The organism is Ensifer sp. ENS07 (assembly GCF_014852185.1).
Lineage (GTDB): Bacteria > Pseudomonadota > Alphaproteobacteria > Rhizobiales > Rhizobiaceae > Ensifer > Ensifer adhaerens.
In genome coordinates, this window is record NZ_JACVBE010000005.1 from 26,667 (window position 1) to 46,446 (window position 19,780).

Annotated in this window: 19 protein-coding genes; 9 read left to right on the plus strand and 10 right to left on the minus strand. The window is 63.9% G+C overall.

Annotation, left to right across the window (positions count from 1 at the left end; genetic code table 11):
• The first annotated feature begins 7 nt into the window (after nucleotides 1-7).
• Together IB277_RS17415 and IB277_RS17420 are read left to right on the plus strand one after the other, a co-directional pair.
• Nucleotides 8-523, plus strand: coding sequence for a DUF995 domain-containing protein (locus tag IB277_RS17415; RefSeq protein ID WP_034787207.1), 516 nt, complete (start codon nucleotides 8-10; stop codon nucleotides 521-523).
• Nucleotides 524-546: 23 nt separating this feature from the next.
• Nucleotides 547-1,503: a glycoside hydrolase family 26 protein gene (locus IB277_RS17420; RefSeq protein ID WP_060517455.1), complete on the plus strand. Its 957-nt coding sequence runs from the start codon at nucleotides 547-549 to the stop codon at nucleotides 1,501-1,503.
• Between the two features lie 158 nt (nucleotides 1,504-1,661).
• On the opposite strand, the gene hppD is transcribed toward IB277_RS17420, so the two are convergent.
• On the minus strand, nucleotides 1,662-2,774 hold the full coding sequence (gene hppD / locus IB277_RS17425; RefSeq protein WP_090298053.1) for a 4-hydroxyphenylpyruvate dioxygenase: 1,113 nt from the start codon (nucleotides 2,772-2,774) through the stop codon (nucleotides 1,662-1,664).
• 131 nt (nucleotides 2,775-2,905) lie between these two features.
• On the opposite strand from hppD, the gene IB277_RS17430 reads away from it, so the two are divergent.
• Nucleotides 2,906-3,385 carry an Lrp/AsnC family transcriptional regulator gene (locus IB277_RS17430; protein ID WP_034787199.1) on the plus strand — a complete coding sequence of 160 codons (480 nt, stop codon included), beginning with the start codon at nucleotides 2,906-2,908 and terminating at the stop codon, nucleotides 3,383-3,385.
• A 4-nt stretch (nucleotides 3,386-3,389) separates the two neighbouring features.
• Here the strand turns inward: IB277_RS17430 and IB277_RS17435 are convergent, their stop codons facing one another.
• Nucleotides 3,390-3,854, minus strand: coding sequence for a MarR family winged helix-turn-helix transcriptional regulator (locus IB277_RS17435; protein WP_060604581.1), 465 nt, complete (start codon nucleotides 3,852-3,854; stop codon nucleotides 3,390-3,392).
• 176 nt (nucleotides 3,855-4,030) lie between these two features.
• On the opposite strand from IB277_RS17435, the gene hmgA reads away from it, so the two are divergent.
• From hmgA to purU, 5 genes are all read left to right on the plus strand, one after another.
• Nucleotides 4,031-5,398 carry a homogentisate 1,2-dioxygenase gene (gene hmgA / locus IB277_RS17440; protein WP_090298050.1) on the plus strand — a complete coding sequence of 456 codons (1,368 nt, stop codon included), beginning with the start codon at nucleotides 4,031-4,033 and terminating at the stop codon, nucleotides 5,396-5,398.
• Nucleotides 5,395-6,264, plus strand: a complete 870-nt coding sequence (locus tag IB277_RS17445) for an MBL fold metallo-hydrolase (protein WP_090298113.1) — start codon at nucleotides 5,395-5,397, stop codon at nucleotides 6,262-6,264. Before hmgA ends, IB277_RS17445 begins: the two co-directional genes overlap by 4 nt.
• A gap of 69 nt (nucleotides 6,265-6,333) precedes the next feature.
• Nucleotides 6,334-7,359 carry a fumarylacetoacetate hydrolase family protein gene (locus tag IB277_RS17450; RefSeq protein ID WP_060581238.1) on the plus strand — a complete coding sequence of 342 codons (1,026 nt, stop codon included), beginning with the start codon at nucleotides 6,334-6,336 and terminating at the stop codon, nucleotides 7,357-7,359.
• Nucleotides 7,360-7,379: 20 nt separating this feature from the next.
• Nucleotides 7,380-8,018 carry a maleylacetoacetate isomerase gene (maiA, locus tag IB277_RS17455; protein ID WP_090298046.1) on the plus strand — a complete coding sequence of 213 codons (639 nt, stop codon included), beginning with the start codon at nucleotides 7,380-7,382 and terminating at the stop codon, nucleotides 8,016-8,018.
• Between the two features lie 197 nt (nucleotides 8,019-8,215).
• Entirely contained in the window at nucleotides 8,216-9,100 is an 885-nt protein-coding gene (gene purU / locus IB277_RS17460) for a formyltetrahydrofolate deformylase (RefSeq protein WP_034787183.1), read from the plus strand.
• Between the two features lie 99 nt (nucleotides 9,101-9,199).
• Here purU and IB277_RS17465 read toward each other — a convergent pair whose 3' ends face one another.
• The 6 genes from IB277_RS17465 to IB277_RS17490 all read right to left on the minus strand — a co-directional run bounded on the left by IB277_RS17465 (nucleotide 9,200) and on the right by IB277_RS17490 (nucleotide 17,218).
• Nucleotides 9,200-10,381, minus strand: a complete 1,182-nt coding sequence (locus IB277_RS17465) for an acetyl-CoA C-acyltransferase (RefSeq protein WP_090298043.1) — start codon at nucleotides 10,379-10,381, stop codon at nucleotides 9,200-9,202.
• Nucleotides 10,382-10,516: 135 nt separating this feature from the next.
• Complete coding sequence (gene lpdA / locus IB277_RS17470) at nucleotides 10,517-11,911, minus strand: dihydrolipoyl dehydrogenase (protein ID WP_090298039.1); 1,395 nt, start codon at nucleotides 11,909-11,911, stop codon at nucleotides 10,517-10,519.
• 7 nt (nucleotides 11,912-11,918) lie between these two features.
• Nucleotides 11,919-13,217, minus strand: coding sequence for a dihydrolipoamide acetyltransferase family protein (locus tag IB277_RS17475; RefSeq protein WP_034787169.1), 1,299 nt, complete (start codon nucleotides 13,215-13,217; stop codon nucleotides 11,919-11,921).
• 1 nt (nucleotide 13,218) lies between these two features.
• Nucleotides 13,219-14,232 (minus strand): alpha-ketoacid dehydrogenase subunit beta, encoded by a 1,014-nt coding sequence (locus IB277_RS17480; RefSeq protein WP_034787163.1) that lies wholly within the window; start codon nucleotides 14,230-14,232, stop codon nucleotides 13,219-13,221.
• A gap of 1 nt (nucleotide 14,233) precedes the next feature.
• Nucleotides 14,234-15,466: a 3-methyl-2-oxobutanoate dehydrogenase (2-methylpropanoyl-transferring) subunit alpha gene (locus IB277_RS17485; protein WP_034787158.1), complete on the minus strand. Its 1,233-nt coding sequence runs from the start codon at nucleotides 15,464-15,466 to the stop codon at nucleotides 14,234-14,236.
• 420 nt (nucleotides 15,467-15,886) lie between these two features.
• Nucleotides 15,887-17,218, minus strand: coding sequence for an FAD-binding oxidoreductase (locus IB277_RS17490; protein WP_090298036.1), 1,332 nt, complete (start codon nucleotides 17,216-17,218; stop codon nucleotides 15,887-15,889).
• Nucleotides 17,219-17,403: 185 nt separating this feature from the next.
• Here IB277_RS17490 and IB277_RS17495 point away from each other — a divergent pair, with 185 nt between their 5' ends.
• A complete protein-coding gene (locus IB277_RS17495; RefSeq protein ID WP_090298110.1) occupies nucleotides 17,404-17,805 on the plus strand; it encodes a winged helix-turn-helix domain-containing protein in 402 nt (133 codons plus the stop codon).
• Between the two features lie 100 nt (nucleotides 17,806-17,905).
• Here the strand turns inward: IB277_RS17495 and modC are convergent, their stop codons facing one another.
• Nucleotides 17,906-18,979 carry a molybdenum ABC transporter ATP-binding protein gene (modC, locus tag IB277_RS17500; RefSeq protein WP_090298033.1) on the minus strand — a complete coding sequence of 358 codons (1,074 nt, stop codon included), beginning with the start codon at nucleotides 18,977-18,979 and terminating at the stop codon, nucleotides 17,906-17,908.
• Complete coding sequence (modB, locus tag IB277_RS17505) at nucleotides 18,976-19,677, minus strand: molybdate ABC transporter permease subunit (RefSeq protein WP_090298031.1); 702 nt, start codon at nucleotides 19,675-19,677, stop codon at nucleotides 18,976-18,978. The genes modC and modB overlap by 4 nt, the downstream gene beginning before the upstream one ends.
• Nucleotides 19,678-19,780 lie beyond the last annotated feature (103 nt).

Consider the following 19,780-nt stretch of genomic DNA (forward strand, 5'->3'; position numbering starts at 1 on the left):
AAATGCAATGAAAGGGTCGTTGAAAGTCATAGCTCTCCCGCTGCTGGTGCCTTTGGCAGCGGCCGCGGTCTATTTCGGCGCCGAGCCGGTCAAGGCGAAGATGGAAGTCAAGCCAAAGCCGCTCAGCGCCTATGAGGTCTACTCGCTCTACCGCAACAAGACCTGGGAGTGGTCGACAGGCGGTGCCCGGTTCGAAGCCCACGGGCGCAAGCTCGTGGCGTTCGTCGACAAGGGCAAGGGCGATCGTTCCTTTGCCGAAGGCAACTGGTACGTCAGCGACCTCGGCATGATGTGCATGCAGGCCACCTGGACGACCTCGGCCAATGCCGGCAATGCCCGGAGCTGCTTCGGTCACGCCCGGATCGGCGACACGGTCTATCAACGCAAGGTGCCCAACGGGAAGTGGTACGTCTTCAGCCATGCCAAGCCCCGCGCCGGTGACGAGTACAAACGTTTTGTTGCCCACGACAACATCACGGCCAAGGCACTCCGGCTGAAGGAACAGTTCCTGGCCAAGAAATAGACGTTCTGCTGCAGGAGGATGAAATGAAACGCAAATTGGCATTCGCGCTATGCACGGCTCTGGCTCTCCAGCTGGATCTCAGTGCAAGCTTGGTATCCGCGTTGGCGCAGGAGAAAGCCAATCCTGCGACCAGTGCAGAACAGACGATGAGCGATAAACGTCCGGTCATTCACCCGGGCGGAACAAAGTTCGGTGCCTATGATCCGCATGGCGATTTCGGCGCCCAGAGCGATGTCTCGACCGAGGCCCTGTTCCTGCCTTGGGAAGACGTGGACCTCGCTTCCTTGCAGGTCGCCGACGAGTACGCGCTCCAGCGCAATCGCAACCTGCTGATCACCATCGAGCCCTGGTCCTGGTCGCTGGACTGGAAACTGACGCCGACGCAGCTTCGCGACCGCATGCTCAGAGGTGAGTATGACGCCAACATGGAAGCAATCGCCAACACGATTGCCGGGCTGAAGAGCCCAGTCATCGTGCGCTGGGGCCAGGAAATGGAAGATACGTCCGGGCGTTTCTCCTGGGCCGGCTGGGAGCCCCAGGACTGGATCAAGGCCTACCGGCACGCGATGGACATCGTGCGGGCGAAAGCGCCAAAAGCGCAGATCATGTGGTCGCCCAAGGGGCTGCCGAACCTGGTCGATTACTATCCGGGCGATGACTACGTCGATCTCGTCGGCCTCTCGGTCTTCGGGCTCGAACCGTTTGACAAGATCGAATACGGCGCGCCGAAGACCTTCACCGAGGCACTGAAACCCGGCTACGACCTGGTCGCCAAATACAACAAGCCGATCTGGGTGGCCGAGCTCGGATGGGAAGGCAGCCAGGCCTATATGCAGCCCTGGATGAACGCCGCGACGCAAGCGGATTCGCAGTTCCCCAATCTCGCCGAGGTCGTCTACTTCAACGACCGCGACGTCATCGATTGGCCGCACGACCTTGGTCGGCCAAACTGGCGGGTGGTCAACGACGCCACGAACTGAGGCTCTCGCCGATGCGTGCCCCTCTTGGGGCACGTTGGGGTGTACACTGGGCGCGGCTGGCTCGCAGGCGCCTCAGGTCTCCAAAGTAAAAAGCCCCTCGCTTGAGGCGAGAGGCTGATTTGATTGGGCGGTGCCGTCCGGCCGATGCCGGACCTGACTTACTCGGCCGCCTGCGGACCCAGTTCGCCGCGACGGATCTGGTCGGCTTCGATCGACTCGAACAGAGCGCGGAAGTTGCCCTCGCCGAAACCCTCGTCGCCCTTGCGCTGGATGAATTCGAAGAAGATCGGGCCGATTACGGTTTTCGAGAAGATCTGCAAGAGGATCTTTGTCATGCCACCGTTCACGACACCTTCGCCGTCGATGAGGATGCCGTGCTTCTTCATCCGCTCGATCGGCTCATCATGGCCGTGCACACGGTCGTGAGACATGTCGTAGTAGGTCTCCGGCGGGCCCGGCATGAACTTCAGGCCATTGTCCGACAGCTTGTCGGTGGCATCGTAGATGCCTTCGGTGCCGACGGCGATGTGCTGGATGCCTTCGCCCTTGTACTTGCGCAGATATTCCTCGATCTGGCTCGTATCGTCCTTGGACTCGTTCAAGGGGATACGGATCTTGCCGCAGGGCGAGGTGATCGCGCGACTGACGAGGCCGGTGATGCGGCCGTCGATGTCGAAGAAGTGGATCTGCGTGAAGTTGAACAGTTCGCGGTAGAAGGCCCACCACTTGTCCATATTGCCGCGATAGACGTTGTGGGTCAGGTGGTCGAGATAATAGAAGCCGACGCCCTCGGGCTTCGGATTGCGCTCCCCGGTCCACTCGAATTCGGCCTCGTAGGCCGAGCCCTTGGCACCGTAAGTCTCGACGAAATAGAGCAGCGAACCGCCGATGCCGACGATCGCCGGGACATCGAGACACTTGTCCTTGCCTTCGTAAGGGATGGCGCCCTTCGAGACTGCATGCTCGAAGGCGTGCTTGGCATCGACGACGCGCCAGGCCATCGACGGGGCGCAGGGGCCGTGTTCGTCGACGAAGCGCATGGCGTGCGAGCCACGCTCGGCGTTCAGGATGTAATTGATGTCGCCCTGGCGCCAGACGGTGATGTTCTTGCTTCTGTGTTTGGCGACCGGGCTGTAGCCCATGCGAGTAAAGAGCTCGGCCAGCTTTTCCGGTTCCGGATGGGCGAATTCGACGAACTCGAAGCCGTCGGTGCCGGCGGGATTGTCAGCGGTAATCGTTGCCGGCGGGGCGTCATGCGGGAAGGGGCCCATCGGAAGTCTCCTCTTATTCTTCCAAACTTTGCTGGAGTATGACGCAATTCCCATGCATGATGCTTGTATTCTTGCGCGGTTTAGACAGAATGGCGCACGAAACATGCAAAATTGCGTATTAGGATGCACGAATGGAGCAGCTTGACGGGTTCGATCTCAAGATCCTCAGCGAATTGCAGCGTGACGGGCATCTGACCAACAACGAACTGTCGGAACGCATCGCGCTTTCGCCGTCGCAATGTTCGCGCCGGCGCACCCGGCTTGAAGCGGAAGGCTACATCACCGGCTACCAGGCACAGATCGACCGGCAGAAGCTCGGCCTCGATCTGATGGTGGTGATCTCGGTCACGCTCGCTACCCACAATCGCGACAATGCCAAGCGCTTCGGCAAGCTCATTTCCGGCCTGCCGGAGGTGCTGGAGGCCTATGCGCTCACCGGCGAGATGGACTACCACATGCGGGTGGTGACGCCAGATCTTGCGGGGCTGTCGCGCTTCGTCAACGACGTGCTTCTGCCGCACGACAGCGTGCAGCATGTGAAGACGTCGATCGTGCTTGAAACCTTGAAGAGCTTCGAGGGCGTGCCGATCCCCGAGCGGATGAAGGGCTGAAGCCTCAGGCAGAGGGCGGAGGGTCGAACCTGCCGATAGCGCGTTCCACTGCTTCCAGCCCGACGGCGAGCGCCTGTATCCCGGCCGGCCCGATCAGCGTGTCGAGTTCCGCCTGATAGCGGACGGCAAGCTCCGTCAATTCGCCATAGGCCCGGATGCCGGTCTTCGTCAGTTCCAGATGTTCGATGCGGCGGTCGTTTTCGTCTTCGCGCCGCGTCAGCCAGCGGCGTTTTTCGAGCAAGGCGACGGCGCGGCTGACCTTGGTCTTGTGCATGGCCGAGTGCGCGCCGACTTCGGTGGCCGTCATCGGGCGGCTTGTGCTGCCGAGGGCGGCCAGAGTGCGCCATTCCGGGCGCGTGAGCTGGTAGCGCGCCTTGTACTGGGCGGCAAAGCGCAGCGCGACGAATTCCGCGGCGCGGTTCAGCCGATAGGGCAGGAAGGCATTGAGTTCGAAGCCATCGGCGGCCATCGGGCATCCTTGATAGTTACAAAATCGATAGTTACGATTGCAACTAATATGCCGAAGGCGACGCCTGCGTCCACCCTGGGAAAAGGCCGTCGCCGCGGTATTTGGAATTGCGCCGGACCTGTGAACAGGTCGGTTCGCGAAGCCGAAGCAGGGTGCCATGAGGAGGAGGATCGACGATGCTGGACAAGGCAGGAAAACAGGCCGGGACACTGGCTAAGGCCAACGAAGCGCTTGGCTACATGCCCGGCTTCGGCAATGATTTCGAGACTGAGAGCCTGCCGGGCGCCCTGCCGCAAGGGCAGAACAGCCCGCAGAAATGTGCCTATGGCCTCTATGCCGAGCAGCTTTCGGGCTCCCCCTTTACCGCGCCGCGCGGCACCAACGAGCGGTCCTGGCTTTATCGCATCCGCCCGAGCGTTCGCCACACCGGACGTTTCAACAAAATCGACTATCCGCACTGGAAGACGGCGCCGCATGTCGCCGAGCATTCTTTGGCGCTTGGCCAGTTGCGCTGGAATCCACTGCCGGAGCCGACGGAAAAGCTGAACTTCCTGCAGGGCATCCGCACGATTACGACGGCGGGCGATGCGCCGACGCATTCGGGCATGGCAGCGCATGCCTATGCCTTCAACGCCGACATGGTGGACGACTATTTCTTCAATGCCGACGGCGAGCTGCTGATCGTTCCGGAAATGGGCGCGATCCAGGTGTTCACCGAGCTCGGCAAGATGGACGTCGAACCCTCCGAGATCTGCATCGTGCCACGCGGCACCATGTTCAAGGTGACGCGACTTGGCGACGAGAAGGTTTGGCGCGGCTATGTCTGCGAAAACTACGGCGCCAAGTTCACGCTGCCGGATCGCGGTCCGATCGGCGCAAACTGCCTGGCTAATCCGCGCGATTTCAAGACGCCGGTCGCCGCCTTCGAGGAGAAGGAGACGCCCTGCCGCGTGCATGTGAAGTGGTGCGGCGGTTTCCACGTAACCGAGATCGGCCATTCGCCGCTCGACGTCATCGCCTGGCATGGCAACTACGCGCCCTACAAATACGACCTCAAGACCTATTCGCCCGTCGGCGCGATCCTCTTTGACCATCCGGATCCGTCGATCTTCACGGTGCTGACGGCGCCCTCGGGCGAAGAGGGCACGGCGAATATCGATTTCGTTATCTTCCCGCCGCGCTGGTTGGTGGCTGAACACACTTTCCGTCCGCCCTGGTACCACCGCAACATCATGAGCGAATTCATGGGGCTGATCTACGGTCGCTACGACGCAAAGGAAGAGGGCTTCGTGCCTGGCGGCATGAGCCTGCACAACATGATGCTGGCGCATGGGCCCGATGCGTCGGGCTACGACAAAGCGACGAATAGCGAGTTGAAACCGGTGAAGCTCGACCATACGATGGCCTTCATGTTCGAGACCCGCTTCCCGCAGCAACTGACCCGCTACGCCGCCGAACTGGAGACGTTGCAGGACAACTACATCGACTGCTGGACGGATCTCAAGAAGCGGTTCAACGGGACGCCGGAAGGCGATTGGTCTTGAGTTCACGCCTGGTTTTGCTCGGCAGCAAGGGCGGTCCGGCGATCCGGCCGGGCGGCCCGTGGCCGACGTCGTCTCTGCTTCAAATCGGCGGCCGGACGGTTGTCGTCGATTGCGGCCTTGGCGTCACGCGCGGACTGACCGATGCCGGTGTGGCGCTGAAGACGCTGGACCTGATCGTCATTACCCATCTGCATTCGGATCATGTGCTGGAACTCGGGCCGCTCATTCACACGGCCTGGACCGCGGGGTTGTCGCAGCCGGTAGGCGTCTACGGGCCCACAGGCACTCGCGCCTATTGGCAGGGCTTCCTGCAATCGATGGCCTTCGATATCGAGATTCGTATCGTCGATGAGGGCCGGCCCGACCTGCGGATGCTGGTCGAGGTCATCGAGTTTTCGGAAGGCGAGATCTTCTCCGAGAACGGCCTGACGCTCTCGGCGCTGCGCGTCGACCATCCGCCGGTGACCGATTGCTTTGCGCTTCGGTTCGACGATGCGGAAGGCTCGGTCGTGTTCTCGTCCGATACAGCCTATTTCCCGCTGCTTGCTGATTTCGCCAAAGGAGCTGACATCCTCGTGCATGAGGCGATGCTCGCCGAAGGCGTCGACCGGCTGGTGGCGCGCACCGGCAATGGCGCGCGGCTGAAGGAGCATCTGCTGGCGAGCCACAGTTTCGCCGAACAGGCGGCGGCGATCGCGGCGGCCGCCGGCGTCGGACGGCTGGTGCTGCATCACCTCATCCCCGCCGACGACCCCGAGATATCTGAGGCCCACTGGATTGCGGCGGCTCGCAAAAACTGGGCGGGCGCCTTGACGATCGCCACCGACGGCCTTGTTGTGAAGATTGCGGACGATTCGTCCGCGTAAAGAAATTCCGCGACGGCCGCGAAGCGGTCTTCGGTCTGGAACAATGAGAAGTTTGAGAGGGAGGACTGCATGAAACTGGCGACACTCAAGGACAGTACGCGCGACGGAAAGCTCGTGGTCGTCTCCCGCGATCTTACCCGCTGCTCGGAGGTCGGGCACATCGCCCGCACGCTGCAGGCAGCGCTCGACGACTGGGCGCATGCGGGCCCTCGGCTTGCGCGCGTCGCCGAAGGGATCGAGACCGGTTCGCAGCCGACGATCCGCTTCCATGAACATGATGCGCTGTCGCCGTTGCCGCGCGCTTACCAATGGGCCGACGGCTCGGCCTACGTCAATCACGTCGAGCTGGTGCGCAAGGCCCGCAATGCCGAGATGCCTTCAAGCTTCTGGACCGATCCCTTGATGTACCAGGGCGGCTCCGACAGCTTCATCGCGCCGCGCGATCCGATCCCGCTTGCCGACGAGACCTTTGGCGTCGACATGGAGGGCGAGGTCGCCGTCATCGTCGACGACGTGCCGATGGGTGCGACCATCGACGAGGCACGGGCGGCGATCCAGCTCGTCATGCTCGTCAACGACGTGTCGCTGCGCGGGTTGATCCCGGCCGAGCTTGCCAAGGGTTTTGGTTTCTTCCAGTCAAAGCCGTCGTCGGCCTTTTCGCCGGTTGCCGTTTCGCCGGATGAACTGGGCGACGCCTGGGACGGCGGCAAGCTGCACCTGCCGCTCCAAGTCGACCTCAACGGCAAACCCTTCGGCCGCGCCAATGCCGGCATCGACATGACCTTCGATTTTGCGCAGCTGGTCGCGCATGCGGCCAAGACCCGGCCGCTTTCCGCCGGCACGATCATCGGTTCGGGCACCGTTTCCAACAAGCTCGACGGCGGACCGGGCAAGCCTGTTGCGGAAGGCGGTGCCGGCTATTCCTGCATCGCTGAACTCCGGATGATCGAGACGATCGCCGGCGGTGCGCCGAAAACCCAGTTCCTGAGGGTCGGCGACGTCGTGCGCATCGAGATGAAGGACAAAACCGGTCATTCCATCTTCGGAGCTATCGAACAGACCGTCGAAGCTTACAACACAGTCGGAAACGGCTGACTGACACGAACGGGCAAGGCATGAGCGAGACCGTCCTTTACGACTACTGGCGTTCGTCGGCGAGCTATCGGGTGCGCATCGCGCTCAACAGCCTCGGTGAACGCTATCGTTCTGTGCCGGTCGACCTGCTTGCCAAGGCACACAAGGCGCCGGACCATCTGGTCCGCAACCCGCAAGGGCTCGTGCCTGTCCTTGAGATCGATGGCGAGCGCTTCACGCAATCGCTCGCCATCATCGAGTACCTCGCCGAGACCCGGGCAACCTCCGGCTTCCTGCCGGATGACGCCATCGGTCGTCAGCGGGTGCGCAGCCTGTCCTATGCGATCGCCATGGACATCCACCCCGTCTGCAATCTCAGCGTCGTGTCCCACGTCATGGCCAATGCCGAGGACAGCGAGGCGGCGCGGCGCAACTGGATGCGCAAATTCATCGGCGAGGGGCTTGCCGCCTTCGAACGGTTGCTCGACCATTCCGCGACCGGGCGCTTCTGCCATGGCGACATGCCGACCATGGCGGATTTCTGCCTTGTGCCGCAGGTCTACAATGCCCGCCGATGGGACGTCGATCTTTCGGCCTGTCCGCGGCTGGTCGCGATCGACCAGAACTGCGCGGAGATCGAGGCTTTCGCCCGCGCGCACCCGGACCGCACGCCGCGCTGAGGGGCCACGCGGCTTCTCGCTTGATCCCTTCTCCTAGCACCTTCGGGCGCGCCCGCATCCTGCGGGCCGCCTTCTCTGGCCGGTTCCGTCAAGCGAATGTCGCGAATGGATCGACGGCGGCGAAAAGGCCGCGCTAGTTTTTGTATGACTGGCCTATAAGGGGGGCCGGAAAAACCTCTGGAGCGAGAGACATACCGATGAAAAGCTATGTGCTGAACGTCAGCTGCAAGACCACCCGTGGCATCGTCGCCGCGATCACCGGCTATCTCGCCGAAAAGGGCTGTTATATCTCCGACAGTTCGCAGTTCGACGACCTCGAAACCGGCCTGTTCTTCATGCGTCTCAGCTTTATCAGCCAGGAAGGCGCAAAACTCGACGAGTTGAAGGCAGGTTTCGAAGCGGTGGTGAAGCGCTTCGACATGAACGCCGAGATCCGCGACAGCGAGGAGCGCATGAAGGTGCTGCTCATGGTGTCGCGTTTCGGCCATTGCCTCAACGACCTGCTCTATCGCTGGAAGATCGGCGCACTGCCGATCGACATCGTCGGTGTCGTCTCCAACCACTTCGACTACCAGAAGGTGGTGGTCAACCACGATATCCCGTTCCACTGCATCAAGGTGACGAAGGAGAACAAGCCGAAGGCGGAAGCCCAGCTGCTGGAACTGGTCGACCAGACCGGCGCCGAACTGATCGTGCTTGCCCGCTACATGCAGGTCCTGTCCGACGCGCTCTGCAAGAAGATGTCGGGCCGCATCATCAACATCCATCACTCCTTCCTGCCGTCGTTCAAGGGCGCCAACCCCTACAAGCAGGCCTATGAGCGCGGCGTGAAGCTGATCGGCGCGACGGCGCATTACGTCACCGCCGACCTCGACGAAGGTCCGATCATCGAGCAGGACATCGCCCGTATCACTCATGCCCAGAGTGCCGAAGACTATGTCTCGATCGGCCGTGACGTGGAAAGCCAGGTGCTGGCGCGCGCCGTGCACGCTCATATCCACAACCGTTGCTTCATCAACGGCAACCGTGTCGTCGTCTTCCCGCCGAGCCCGGGCTCCTATGCTTCCGAGCGTATGGGGTGAGGCGTCAGGCAAATCGCATGCTGAAAACGAGAAACGCCGCCGGTTCGACCGGCGGCGTTTCTCGTAGGTTGGAGCGCGAGGCGACCGGAACGCGCTACGCTATTGCAACAGCTCTAGCCCGACCGCCGTCGCCTCGCCGCCGCCGATGCAGAGCGAGGCGATGCCGCGCTTGACGCCGTTGGCGCGCATGGCGTGAAGCAATGTCACGATGATGCGGGCGCCGGATGCGCCGATCGGATGGCCGAGTGCGCAGGCGCCGCCGTTGATGTTGACGATCTCGTCCGACAGGCCGAGGTCGCGGATCGCCGCCATCGCCACCACGGCGAAGGCCTCGTTGATTTCGTAGAGGCCGACGCTGCCCTTCTCCCAGGCGAGCTTTGCCAGCAGCTTGTCGATTGCGCCAATCGGGGCGGTCGTGAACCAGGCCGGCTCCTGGGCGTGGCCCGCATGGCCCGCGACGATAGCAAGCGGGGTCAGCCCCCGCTTTTCCGCTTCGCTGGCGCGCATCAGGATCAGCGCCGCTGCCCCGTCTGATATCGACGACGAATTGGCGGCCGTCACGCTGCCGCCGTCGCGGAAGGCGGGTTTCAGCTTCGGGATCTTTGACGGATCCGATTTGGTCGGCTGTTCGTCGCGGTCGAGATTGGCGGTCTGGCGCTTGCCGGCGCCAGCGACTGACACGACTTCCTCGGCAAAGGAACCATCCTCAGCTGCGCGGGTTGCGCGCTCCAGAGATCGCAGCGCAAAGCCGTCCTGATCGGCGCGCGAGAACTGATAGTGCTCGGCCGTGTCCTCGGCATAGGTGCCCATCAGCCGGCCGGAATAGGCGTCTTCGAGGCCGTCGAGGAACATGTGGTCCTTGACTTCGCCATGACCCAGGCGGAAGCCGCCGCGCGCTTTCGGCAGCAGATAGGGCGCGTTGGTCATCGACTCCATGCCGCCGACCGCAAGCACCGACGCGCTACCGGACAGCAGAGCATCGTGGCCAAGCATCAACGCCTTCATGCCGGAGCCGCAGACCTTGGAGATGGTCGTCGACGGCGTTTCCTTGCCGAGGCCGGCGCCAAGGGCTGCCTGGCGCGCCGGGTTCTGGCCAATGCCGGCCGGCAGCACATTGCCCATCAACACCTCGTCGACAGCATCAAGGCCGGCACGATCGAGTGCGGCTTTGAGCGCTATGGCGCCGATTTCCGGCGCGGTCAAATCCTTGAGGCTGCCCTGAAAGGCGCCCATTGGTGTGCGGGCCGCCGAAACGATGACGATCGGGTCAGTTCTGCTCATGTCTTTCTCCCATACGGCAAAAGGCAATGGTTGGCGCGAGTGCGTGCCCCGCGTGTGTCCTTCTCCCCGCGTGGCGGGGAGAAGGTGGCCGGCAGGCCGGATGAGGGGCACTTTTGCCCCAACCGCCCCTCGACGTCAGATATGCAGCGCGTGCCCGAGCGCCTTCAACGCGGACTCCTGGAAAGCTTCCGATTGCGTCGGATGCGCATGGATCGTGCCGGCGATGTCTTCGAGGCGCGCGCCCATTTCGATCGCCAGGCTGAAGCTTGCCGAGAGTTCCGAGACGCCGTGGCCGACGGCCTGGATGCCGAGCACCAGGTGGTTGTCGGCGCGAGCGACGATGCGAACGAAACCGTCTTCGGCAAGCGTCGTCATGGCGCGGCCATTCGCCTGGAAGGGGAACTGGCCGATCTTGATCTCGATGCCGCTCGCACGCGCCTCGTCGGGCGACAGCCCTGCGGTGACGATCTCCGGATCGGTGAAGCAGACGGCCGGGATGCAGCGCTTGTCCCAGCTGCGCTTGTGACCGGCGACGATCTCCGCCACCATTTCCCCCTGCGCCATGGCGCGGTGCGCCAGCATCGGCTCGCCGGTGACGTCGCCGATCGCATAGATGCCGCGCATGGACGTCCGGCACTGGTCGTCGATGCGGATGAAGCGGCCAGTGCGGTCGAGGTCGATTTCCTCAAGGCCGACGCCCTCGGTCACGGGTTTGCGGCCGACGGTGACCAGCACCTTTTCGGCGGCGACATCGATTGCGCGACCGTTGTGTTCGGCTTGCAGGCTGCCGGTTTCGGCGGAGTAGCTCTTGGCGACCGTCTGGGTGAAGACCTCGATGCCGAGTTCGCCGAGACGCTTGGCGATCGGTTTCGTCAGATCGGCGTCATAGAGCGGCAGAATGCGCGGCTGCGCTTCGAGTACGGTCACGTGGCTGCCGAGCTTGGCGAAAGCGGTGCCAAGTTCGAGACCGATGTAACCGCCGCCGATGACGGCGATGCTCTTCGGCACGCTTTTCAGCGACAGGGCCTCGGTCGAGGAAATGATCGACCCGCCGAAAGGCAGGTCGGGCAGCTCGACCGGCGCCGAGCCGGTGGCAATGACGATCGTCTCGGCGCGGATGCGCTGCAGTCCGATCTCGGTCTCGACATCGACGGTCTTGCCGTCGACGAAACGGGCGGTGCCGATCACCGCCTTGACACCCGCCTTCTTCAGAAGGCCGATGACGCCGCCGTTCAGCCGTCCGACGATGCCGTCTTTCCAGGCGATGGTGCGGGCAAGGTCGATTGTCGGGTTGGCGAGCGACAGACCGAGCGGGCTGCGGCCGGAAGCGGCCGAGCGCAGCTTATGAAACTCTTCCGCCGCGTGGATGAGGGCCTTGGAGGGAATACAGCCGACATTGAGGCAGGTGCCGCCGGCTTTCGCCTTTTCGACGATGACCGTGTCGATGCCGAGCTGGCCGGCGCGGATTGCGCAGATGTAGCCGCCGGGGCCGGCGCCGATGACGAGCAGCTTGCAGGAAATTTCCTTCATGATCGCCTCAGGCCTCCACGAAAATAAGCGCCGGCGTTTCGAGCAGGGTCTTCAGCCGCTGCACGAAGACGGCCGCATCCCAGCCGTCGATGACGCGGTGATCGAAGCTCGAGGACAGGTTCATGATCTTGCGCGGCACGAACTGCGTGCCATCCCAGACCGGGCGGACGGCGAGCTTGTTGACGCCGATGATCGCGACTTCCGGATGGTTGATGACCGGCGTGGAGACGATGCCGCCGAGCGCGCCGAGCGAAGAGATGGTGATGGTCGATCCGGTGAGCTCGTCGCGGGTGGCCGTGCCGGTGCGGGCAGCGTCCGCCAGGCGATTGAGCTCGTTGGCACAATCCCAGATGCCGCGGGCTTCGGCATGGCGCACGACCGGAACGGTGAGGCCGGCCGGGGTCTGCGTCGCGATGCCGATATGCACGCCGTGATGGCGGCTGATGATGCCGGCGCCGTCGTCGAAAGTGGCATTGACGGCGGGTTGATCGGCAATGGTGCGCACGAGCGCGCGCATCAGATAGGGCAGGATGGTCAGCTTCGGCTGGTCGGGTTTGCGGTCGCGGTTCATCGTCGTCCGCAGGTCCTCGAGCGCCGTCATGTCGACCTCTTCCACATAGGTGATGTGGGGAATGCGCGAGGTCGAAAGCGACATCTTCTCGGCGATGCGACGGCGAAGGCCGGTTACCTTGATCTCGTCGACGGCGGTCTTGCGCTGCAGGCCGGCCGGCGCAAGCGCCGGCTGGGCGCCGCGGGCGATGAACTGGTCGAGGTCATCATGGGTGATGCGGCCAGCCGGACCGGTGCCGGTCACCTGGCGCAGATCGACGCCGCTTTCCTTGGCGCGCAGGCGCACCGCCGGCGAGGCAAGGGCCTTCTCCAATCGTTCGCCAGCGGCATGTGCGCCGTTGGCGTGGACACCGTTCGTGGTCGGCGCCTTGACCTCGACCTTGGCGGGCTGGGCCGGCTTGGAGACCGGCGCGGGCGCCTCAGTCTTCACTGCGGGTTTTTCTTCCACCTTCGCGACAGGCTTCTCTTCCACGGGAGCAGCCGTTTCGCCTTCGCCTGATATTTCGATGCGCACGAGCGGCGCCTTCACCGCAACGGTGTCGCCTACCTCGGCGCCGAGCCAGAGCACGGTGCCGGTGACGGGCGAGGGGATTTCGACGGTCGCCTTGTCGGTCATCACGGCGGCGAGCACCATGTCCTCGCGCACGGGGTCACCGGGCTTCACATGCCATTCGACGAGTTCAGCCTCGGCCACGCCTTCGCCGACATCGGGCATCTTGATTACGAATTCGCCCATGTCAGGCCTCCATCACTTCGACGAGCGCGCGTCCGACGCGCGCGGGGCCGGGGAAATAGTCCCATTCCTGCGCGTGCGGGTAGGGCGTGTCCCAGCCGGCGACGCGCACGACGGGCGCTTCGAGATGGTAGAAGCAGTGCTCCTGCACGAGGGCGGCCACTTCGCCGCCGAAGCCCGACGTCAGCGTCGCTTCGTGCACGACGACGCAGCGCCCGGTCTTTTCCACCGACTTGACGATCGTATCGAGGTCGAGCGGCAGCAGACTGCGCAGGTCGATCACCTCGGCGTCGATGCCGGTTTCCTCGGCAGCCGCGAGCGCCACGTGCACCATGGTGCCATAGGCGACGACGGTGACGGCGGAGCCCTCTCGGCGGACTTCCGCCTTGCCGATCGGAACGGTGTAGTGGCCTTCCGGCACCTCGCCGAGATCGTGTTTCGACCAGGGAATGACTGGCCGGTCATGATGGCCGTCGAAGGGGCCGTTGTAGAGCCGCTTCGGTTCCAGGAACATCACCGGATCCGGATCCTCGATCGAGGCGATCAGCAGGCCCTTGGCGTCGTAGGGATTGGAGGGCACGACGACTTTCAGGCCGCAGACATGGGTGAAAAGCGCTTCGGGGCTCTGACTATGCGTCTGGCCACCGAAGATGCCGCCGCCGGTCGGCATGCGCAGGACGATCGGGCAGGTGAAATCACCGTTGGAGCGGTAACGAATACGGGCCGCTTCCTGGGTGATCTGGTCGTAGGCCGGATACATATAGTCGGCGAACTGGATCTCGACGCAGGGCTTCAGCCCGTAGGCGGCCATGCCGATCGCCGTGCCGACGATGCCGCTTTCGCTGATCGGCGCGTCGAAACAGCGGGTCTTGCCGTATTTCGCCTGGAGGCCTTGCGTGCAACGGAAGACGCCACCGAAATAGCCGACGTCCTCGCCGAAGACGACGACATTGTCGTCGCGCTCCATGGAGACATCCATGGCGCTGCGCACGGCTTCGATCATTGTCATTCTGGCCATATCAGTATCCTGCCTTCTGCCGCTGGCGGCGAATGTGCGGCGGCATCTCGGCATAGACGCCCTCGAAGATATCGCGCACCGACGGCTTGCCGCCGGCATGCAGCGTGCCGTGGCCCTCGGCCTGTTTCTGGGCCTGGATCACTTCGTCGGTGATCTCGGCTTCCGCCTGCGCATGACGCTCTTCCGACCAGGCGCCGCGAAGGATGAGGTGCTTCTTCAATCTCAGGACCGGGTCGCCGAGCGGCCAGGCCTCGGATTCCGTCTTCGGGCGATAGGCGCTCGGATCGTCGGAGGTCGAATGGGCGCCGACGCGGTAGGTGACGTATTCGATCAGGGTCGGGCCGAGATTGCGCCTTGCACGCTCGGCCGCCCATTTGGCGACGGCGTAGACGGCGAGATAGTCGTTGCCGTCGACGCGCAGGGCCGGAATGCCGAAGCCGAGGCCGCGGGCGGCAAAGGTGCCGGAGCCGCCACGGGCAATGCCCTGGAAGGTCGAGATCGCCCACTGATTGTTGACGATGTTGAGGATAACCGGTGCCTTGTAGGTGGAGGCAAAGACGAGCGCCGAGTGGAAGTCCGATTCCGCCGTCGAGCCGTCGCCGATCCAGGCGGCTGCGATCTTGGTGTCGCGCTTGATGGCCGACGCCATCGCCCAGCCGACCGCCTGTACATATTGGGTGGCGAGGTTGCCGGAGATGGTGAAGAAGCCATGCTCCTTGGAGGAATACATGATCGGCAGCTGCCGGCCGCGCAGAGGGTCGCTCTCGTTCGAGAAGATCTGGTTCATCATCTCGACCATGGGATAGCCGTCGGCGATCAGAAGACCGGCCTGTCGATAGGTCGGGAAGTTCATGTCGCCCTTCACCAACGCCTTGCGGAAGGCGCAACTGACGGCCTCTTCGCCCAGATGCTGCATGTAGAAGGAGGTCTTGCCCTGGCGCTGCGCCATGACCATGCGCGCATCGAAGGCGCGCAGCAGCATCATGTGCCTGAGGCCGGAGAGCAACTCGTCATCCGAAAGCAGCCCGGCCCAGGGACCAACCGCTTCGCCGTCGCGGTTCAAGACGCGGATGATCGAATAGGCGAGGTCGCGCATCTCTTCCGGCGCGACGTCCACCTCCGGGCGCGGCACGGAGCCGGCCTTCGGGATCTTGACGTTGGAGAAATCCGGCTGGCCGCCGGGCCGAACGGCGGGTTCGGGGACATGCAGGCTAAGTCGATCGAGATCGCTCATGCGGTTTCCGGCCTCCTCCGGAGTGCGCAGTGCACCAAATCAAGATCGGTTCCAGTCGAACCGCTCTTCATTTCTGTTCTCACGCATTTCCGGACGCAAAGGCGCTAGCACCCTCGCTGGAAATGCTCTGGGACGGGATAACGATGGGCCTGAGGTGTACGAGGACGTGCAATGTGACCGGCAAGGCTCCTCCGCCCAAGGTCTGCACAGACTCCTCCTAAAAGCCCCCGCTCTCCCGACGGGAATGCTCACAGACTGCCACGAGTTCCGGGGCTTATGAAGGTCTTTCCGTGTTGCGGGGCAGGGGCAGGCGAAGAAAGATAGAATCCTGCCGGGAGTGCGCCCACGCGTTGTGTCGTTCACCTTCTTGCCGGTCGTTGCCGGTAATTTTCTTTCGCGGCGATCCGTCGGCGGTAGCGCTCAGACCGGCGGGGCGATGGTGATCGGCGTTCCATCGAGGAAGCGCGAGAGCCGGAATGGCGTCGGATCGACGATCGGTTTCTCGCCGGTTACGAGGTCGGCGACGAGGTGTCCGGCGCCAGGCCCGATGCCAAAACCGTGGCCGGAAAAACCCGTCGCGACAATGAGGCCCGGAACGGTTTCGGCGGGTGAGATGACGGGGACGGCATCGGGCATCACATCGATCAGTCCTCCCCATATCTGTTGCACCTTGGTTTTGCGCAGGAATGGCAAGGCCCTGCCGGCGGCGTCGAGGGCCCGGAGGGCGCGCCGCGAATCCGGATTGGGATCGAGCACGCGGTGGCGCTCGAAGGCGCCGGGCCGGTCGAGCGGGACGGTGCCGATCTCGAACAATTCGTTCCAGCTCTGGGCGTTGATGCCCACCTGCACGGCATCGCCCTCCGCCTTTCGCGCCGGCTGGAAATCCCGGAAGAATGCGAAGCTGTCGGGCACGACCGCGTGCAGGTTGGCGGCACCGTCGGCAATCGTGTAACCGCCATCGAGGCGCTTGCGATAGGCATAGGTCGCGGTTGCGCCGGCCCCTTCCGGACCGCCGGAGACCGGCCCGGTTCTCAACACCGTATTCCGCACCTTTAGCTGCGGCAGCCGGATGCCGAGGCTTTTGAGAAAGAGCCTGGACCAGGCGCCGCCGGCGACGATGACGGTCGACGTCTCGATGCGGCCTCTCTCGGTGACGACGGCGGAGATCCGGCCCGCTGCCTTTTCGACCCCGCGCACGGCGCAGCCCGTCAGGATACGGGCACCGGCGCGGCGTGCACCGGCGACAATCGCGGGCACCGCCTTCTGCGGTTCTGCCCGGCCGTCGCTCGGCGTGAAGAGCCCGCCTTGGTAGCGGATGGCGGCGCCCGGCATCATCGCCTCTGTCGTGTCGGAGCTGAGTTGCACGCTGTCGACGCCGTAGGGTCGGGCCATGGCGAGCCATGCGTCGCGATTGGCGATGTCGCGCTCATTCTCGGAGACATAGAGAATGCCGCTGCGGCGAAAGCCGGTCTCGCCACTGATGCGCGCGTCGAGCGTGTCCCAGATCTTCAGCGCCTCGATCGCCAGCGGGATTTCGCGCTCGTCACGGCCCATCACCCGAACCCAGCCCCAGTTGCGGCTCGATTGCTCGGCGCCGGGCGTGCCCTTCTCGCAGAGCACGACGTCGATACCGCGTTCGGCAAGGAAGAGGGCGGTGCTGACGCCGATGATGCCGCCGCCGACGATGACGACGTCGGCCCTGGCGGGCAGGGTGGTGTCTGTGGCGATCGGATCGAGCGTGGGACCGGGCATGGGGAGGGCACTTTCGGGCAGGAGGTGTCGCGGCCATCGGTGCATGCCGCCGCCGCGAGATCAAGACCTGCAATCTGGCCGTCGTCGGCCGGCGCTCGGTTGCTGGCAATCTTTTATCGCCAACCCGTCCGGTTCGCCGCGAGACGGTCTTTCGGAATTTTGCGCGTGCTTCTATGCTCGCGCGCATGAGTGAGAGCCGCCCCGATCTTCGCCCCGTCCTGCGCATCGATTTTCCGCCCGCCGACCGGCTCGGCCGCGGCAAGATCCTCTTGCTCGAACTGATCCGCGAGACCGGCTCCATCTCCGCCGCCGGCCGGGCGATGGACATGTCGTACCGCCGCGCCTGGCTGCTGGTCGATGCCCTGAACCGGATGTTCAGCGAGCCTTCGGTAGAATCGCAGCGCGGCGGCAAGCAGGGTGGCGGAGCCCTGGTGACGCCGTTCGGCGAAGAGCTTATCCGGCGCTACCGCGAGATGGAGGAGAAGGCGCGCCTTGCGATCGGCGAGGATCTGGCCTGGCTCGAATCCGTTCGGAGCAGCGATACACGAGCGTCCGATACGGCCGAGGCTGTTTCCCAAAAGGCCTAATGCATGTCGCGCAAAAGCGTGCAGCGGTATTGCGGCAACGACATGCATAAAAACAAGAGCTTAAAGCCTGGCGCGTGAATGCGTTTTCATGCGACAGGCTTTAGTGATCGATCGCGACCGACTTGATGACGGCATAGATGGTTCTGCCGGGAACAAGCTGCAGCGCGTCGCGGGAAAAGCGGGTAATGCGGGCGGCAATCGTCGCCTCGCCGCAGGTCACCCGGACATCGACGCTGCCATCCTCCTCCGATGTCAGCGTCAGAATGCGCCCTTCGAGTACGTTGAGCGCACTGATTTCCACTGGCCTTGAGGTCGCCAGCATGACGTCGCGGGCGGCGATGTGCAGGCGAAGCCTGACGCCGGCCGTCGCGCTGACACCAGCGATGCGCAGCCGTTCCCGCCCGACCCGGACGGTCGTCAGTTCGTGCACCGGATCGGTTCCCTCGACTTCGCCCTCCAGCAGGACACCGGCCTCGCGCCTGCCGGTGGCAAGCGTTGCGGCGGGCGCGCTCAACACCTCGGCGGCCGCGCCCGATGCGGTGACCCGACCGCTTTCGAGCACGACCACGCGCCGGGCCAACCGGGCGACTTCGCTGACGGAATGGCTGACATAGACGATCGGGATGCGCGCATCGTCGCGCAGCCGTTCGAGATAGGGCAGGATTTCGGCCTTGCGCGCCTCGTCGAGCGCGGCCAGCGGCTCATCCATCAAAAGCAGGCGCGGTGCCGCGAGCAAGGCGCGGCCGATGGCGACGCGCTGCTTTTCGCCGCCGGAAAGGGCCGAAGGGTTGCGTTCGAGCAGATGGCCGATGCCGAGCAGGTCGACGATGCGGGTAAACTCATTGCCGGTGCCGCTCTTGCCGGCGAACCAGCGGCCATAGGCGAGGTTGCGGCGTACACTCAAATGCGGAAACAGCCGCGCCTCCTGGAAGACATAGCCGAAGCGCCGGCGGTGCACCGGCGTGAAGATCCTGTTCTCGCTGTCGGCGATGACGTCGCCATCGAGCAGGACACGGCCGCTTTCGGGCTTCAGAAGCCCGGCGATGATGTTGATGAGCGAGGTCTTGCCTGAGCCGGAGCGGCCGAACAGCGCCGTCACGCCGCCATCGGAACTAAAGGCGGCGTCGAGCGAGAAATTGCCGAGCTGGTGGCGGGCTTCAACGATGAGGCTCATTGGGCGGCCACCCGGCGTGCGGCGAAGGTCGCCAGCAGTTCGGAGAAGATGAGCGCGGCCATGGAAATGATGACGGAAATGATTGTCAGCCGCATGGCGCCGGCGTCGCCGCCCGGCACCTGGGTGAAGGTGTAGATGGCGGCCGAAAGCGTCTGCGTTTCGCCGGGAATGTTGGAGACGAAGGTGATCGTGGCGCCGAACTCGCCCATCGCCTTGGCAAAGGCGATGATCATGCCGGCGATGATGCCGGGAATGATCAGCGGCAGCGTGACGGTGGCAAAGACCCAGAGGGGGCTCGCGCCGAGCGTGGTCGCCGCGTCCTCGAGCTTGCGGTCAACCGCCTCGATCGACAGGCGGATGCTGCGCACCATCAACGGGAAGGCCATGACGGCGCAGGCAAGGGCAGCGCCGGTCCAGCGGAAGGAAAAGACGAGGCCAAAATAATCGGCGAAGAAGGCGCCGAGCGGGCCGCGGCGGCCGAAAAGCAGGAGCAGCAGGAAGCCGGTGACGACAGGCGGCAGGATCAGCGGCAGATGAACGAGGCCGTTCAGCAGTGTCTTGCCCCAGAAGCGCCCGCGGGCAAGCAGCATGGCGACGACGAGTGCGAAGGGCAGGCTGCAGATCATTGCGACGGTTGCGATACGCAGGCTCAACAGGATCGCCGTCCATTCCGCATCGCTCACTGCAAGCCAGTCCAATGGATATCGCTCCCCAATACGAGGCTTGTGGGACGCGGCTGTCTGCCCCCTATGCCTCTGACAAATGTTCGCGTCGCCCGCGTTTGGGCGCGGGCGTCGCGAA

Excerpts from the sequence above, each read along its gene's own strand:
- maiA (WP_090298046.1), top strand. The coding sequence starts at position 7,380 with ATGAGCGAGACCGTCCTTTACGACTACTGGCGTTCGTCGGCGAGCTAT.
- IB277_RS17490 (WP_090298036.1), bottom strand. The coding sequence starts at position 17,218 with ATGCCCGGTCCCACGCTCGATCCGATCGCCACAGACACCACCCTGCCC.
- IB277_RS17420 (WP_060517455.1), top strand. The coding sequence starts at position 547 with ATGAAACGCAAATTGGCATTCGCGCTATGCACGGCTCTGGCTCTCCAG.
- IB277_RS17415 (WP_034787207.1), top strand. The coding sequence starts at position 8 with ATGAAAGGGTCGTTGAAAGTCATAGCTCTCCCGCTGCTGGTGCCTTTG.
- IB277_RS17495 (WP_090298110.1), top strand. The coding sequence starts at position 17,404 with ATGAGTGAGAGCCGCCCCGATCTTCGCCCCGTCCTGCGCATCGATTTT.
- lpdA (WP_090298039.1), bottom strand. The coding sequence starts at position 11,911 with ATGAAGGAAATTTCCTGCAAGCTGCTCGTCATCGGCGCCGGCCCCGGC.
- IB277_RS17480 (WP_034787163.1), bottom strand. The coding sequence starts at position 14,232 with ATGGCCAGAATGACAATGATCGAAGCCGTGCGCAGCGCCATGGATGTC.
- hppD (WP_090298053.1), bottom strand. The coding sequence starts at position 2,774 with ATGGGCCCCTTCCCGCATGACGCCCCGCCGGCAACGATTACCGCTGAC.
- IB277_RS17475 (WP_034787169.1), bottom strand. The coding sequence starts at position 13,217 with ATGGGCGAATTCGTAATCAAGATGCCCGATGTCGGCGAAGGCGTGGCC.
- purU (WP_034787183.1), top strand. The coding sequence starts at position 8,216 with ATGAAAAGCTATGTGCTGAACGTCAGCTGCAAGACCACCCGTGGCATC.
- hmgA (WP_090298050.1), top strand. The coding sequence starts at position 4,031 with ATGCTGGACAAGGCAGGAAAACAGGCCGGGACACTGGCTAAGGCCAAC.
- IB277_RS17485 (WP_034787158.1), bottom strand. The coding sequence starts at position 15,466 with ATGAGCGATCTCGATCGACTTAGCCTGCATGTCCCCGAACCCGCCGTT.
- IB277_RS17435 (WP_060604581.1), bottom strand. The coding sequence starts at position 3,854 with ATGGCCGCCGATGGCTTCGAACTCAATGCCTTCCTGCCCTATCGGCTG.
- IB277_RS17430 (WP_034787199.1), top strand. The coding sequence starts at position 2,906 with ATGGAGCAGCTTGACGGGTTCGATCTCAAGATCCTCAGCGAATTGCAG.
- modC (WP_090298033.1), bottom strand. The coding sequence starts at position 18,979 with ATGAGCCTCATCGTTGAAGCCCGCCACCAGCTCGGCAATTTCTCGCTC.
- IB277_RS17450 (WP_060581238.1), top strand. The coding sequence starts at position 6,334 with ATGAAACTGGCGACACTCAAGGACAGTACGCGCGACGGAAAGCTCGTG.
- IB277_RS17465 (WP_090298043.1), bottom strand. The coding sequence starts at position 10,381 with ATGAGCAGAACTGACCCGATCGTCATCGTTTCGGCGGCCCGCACACCA.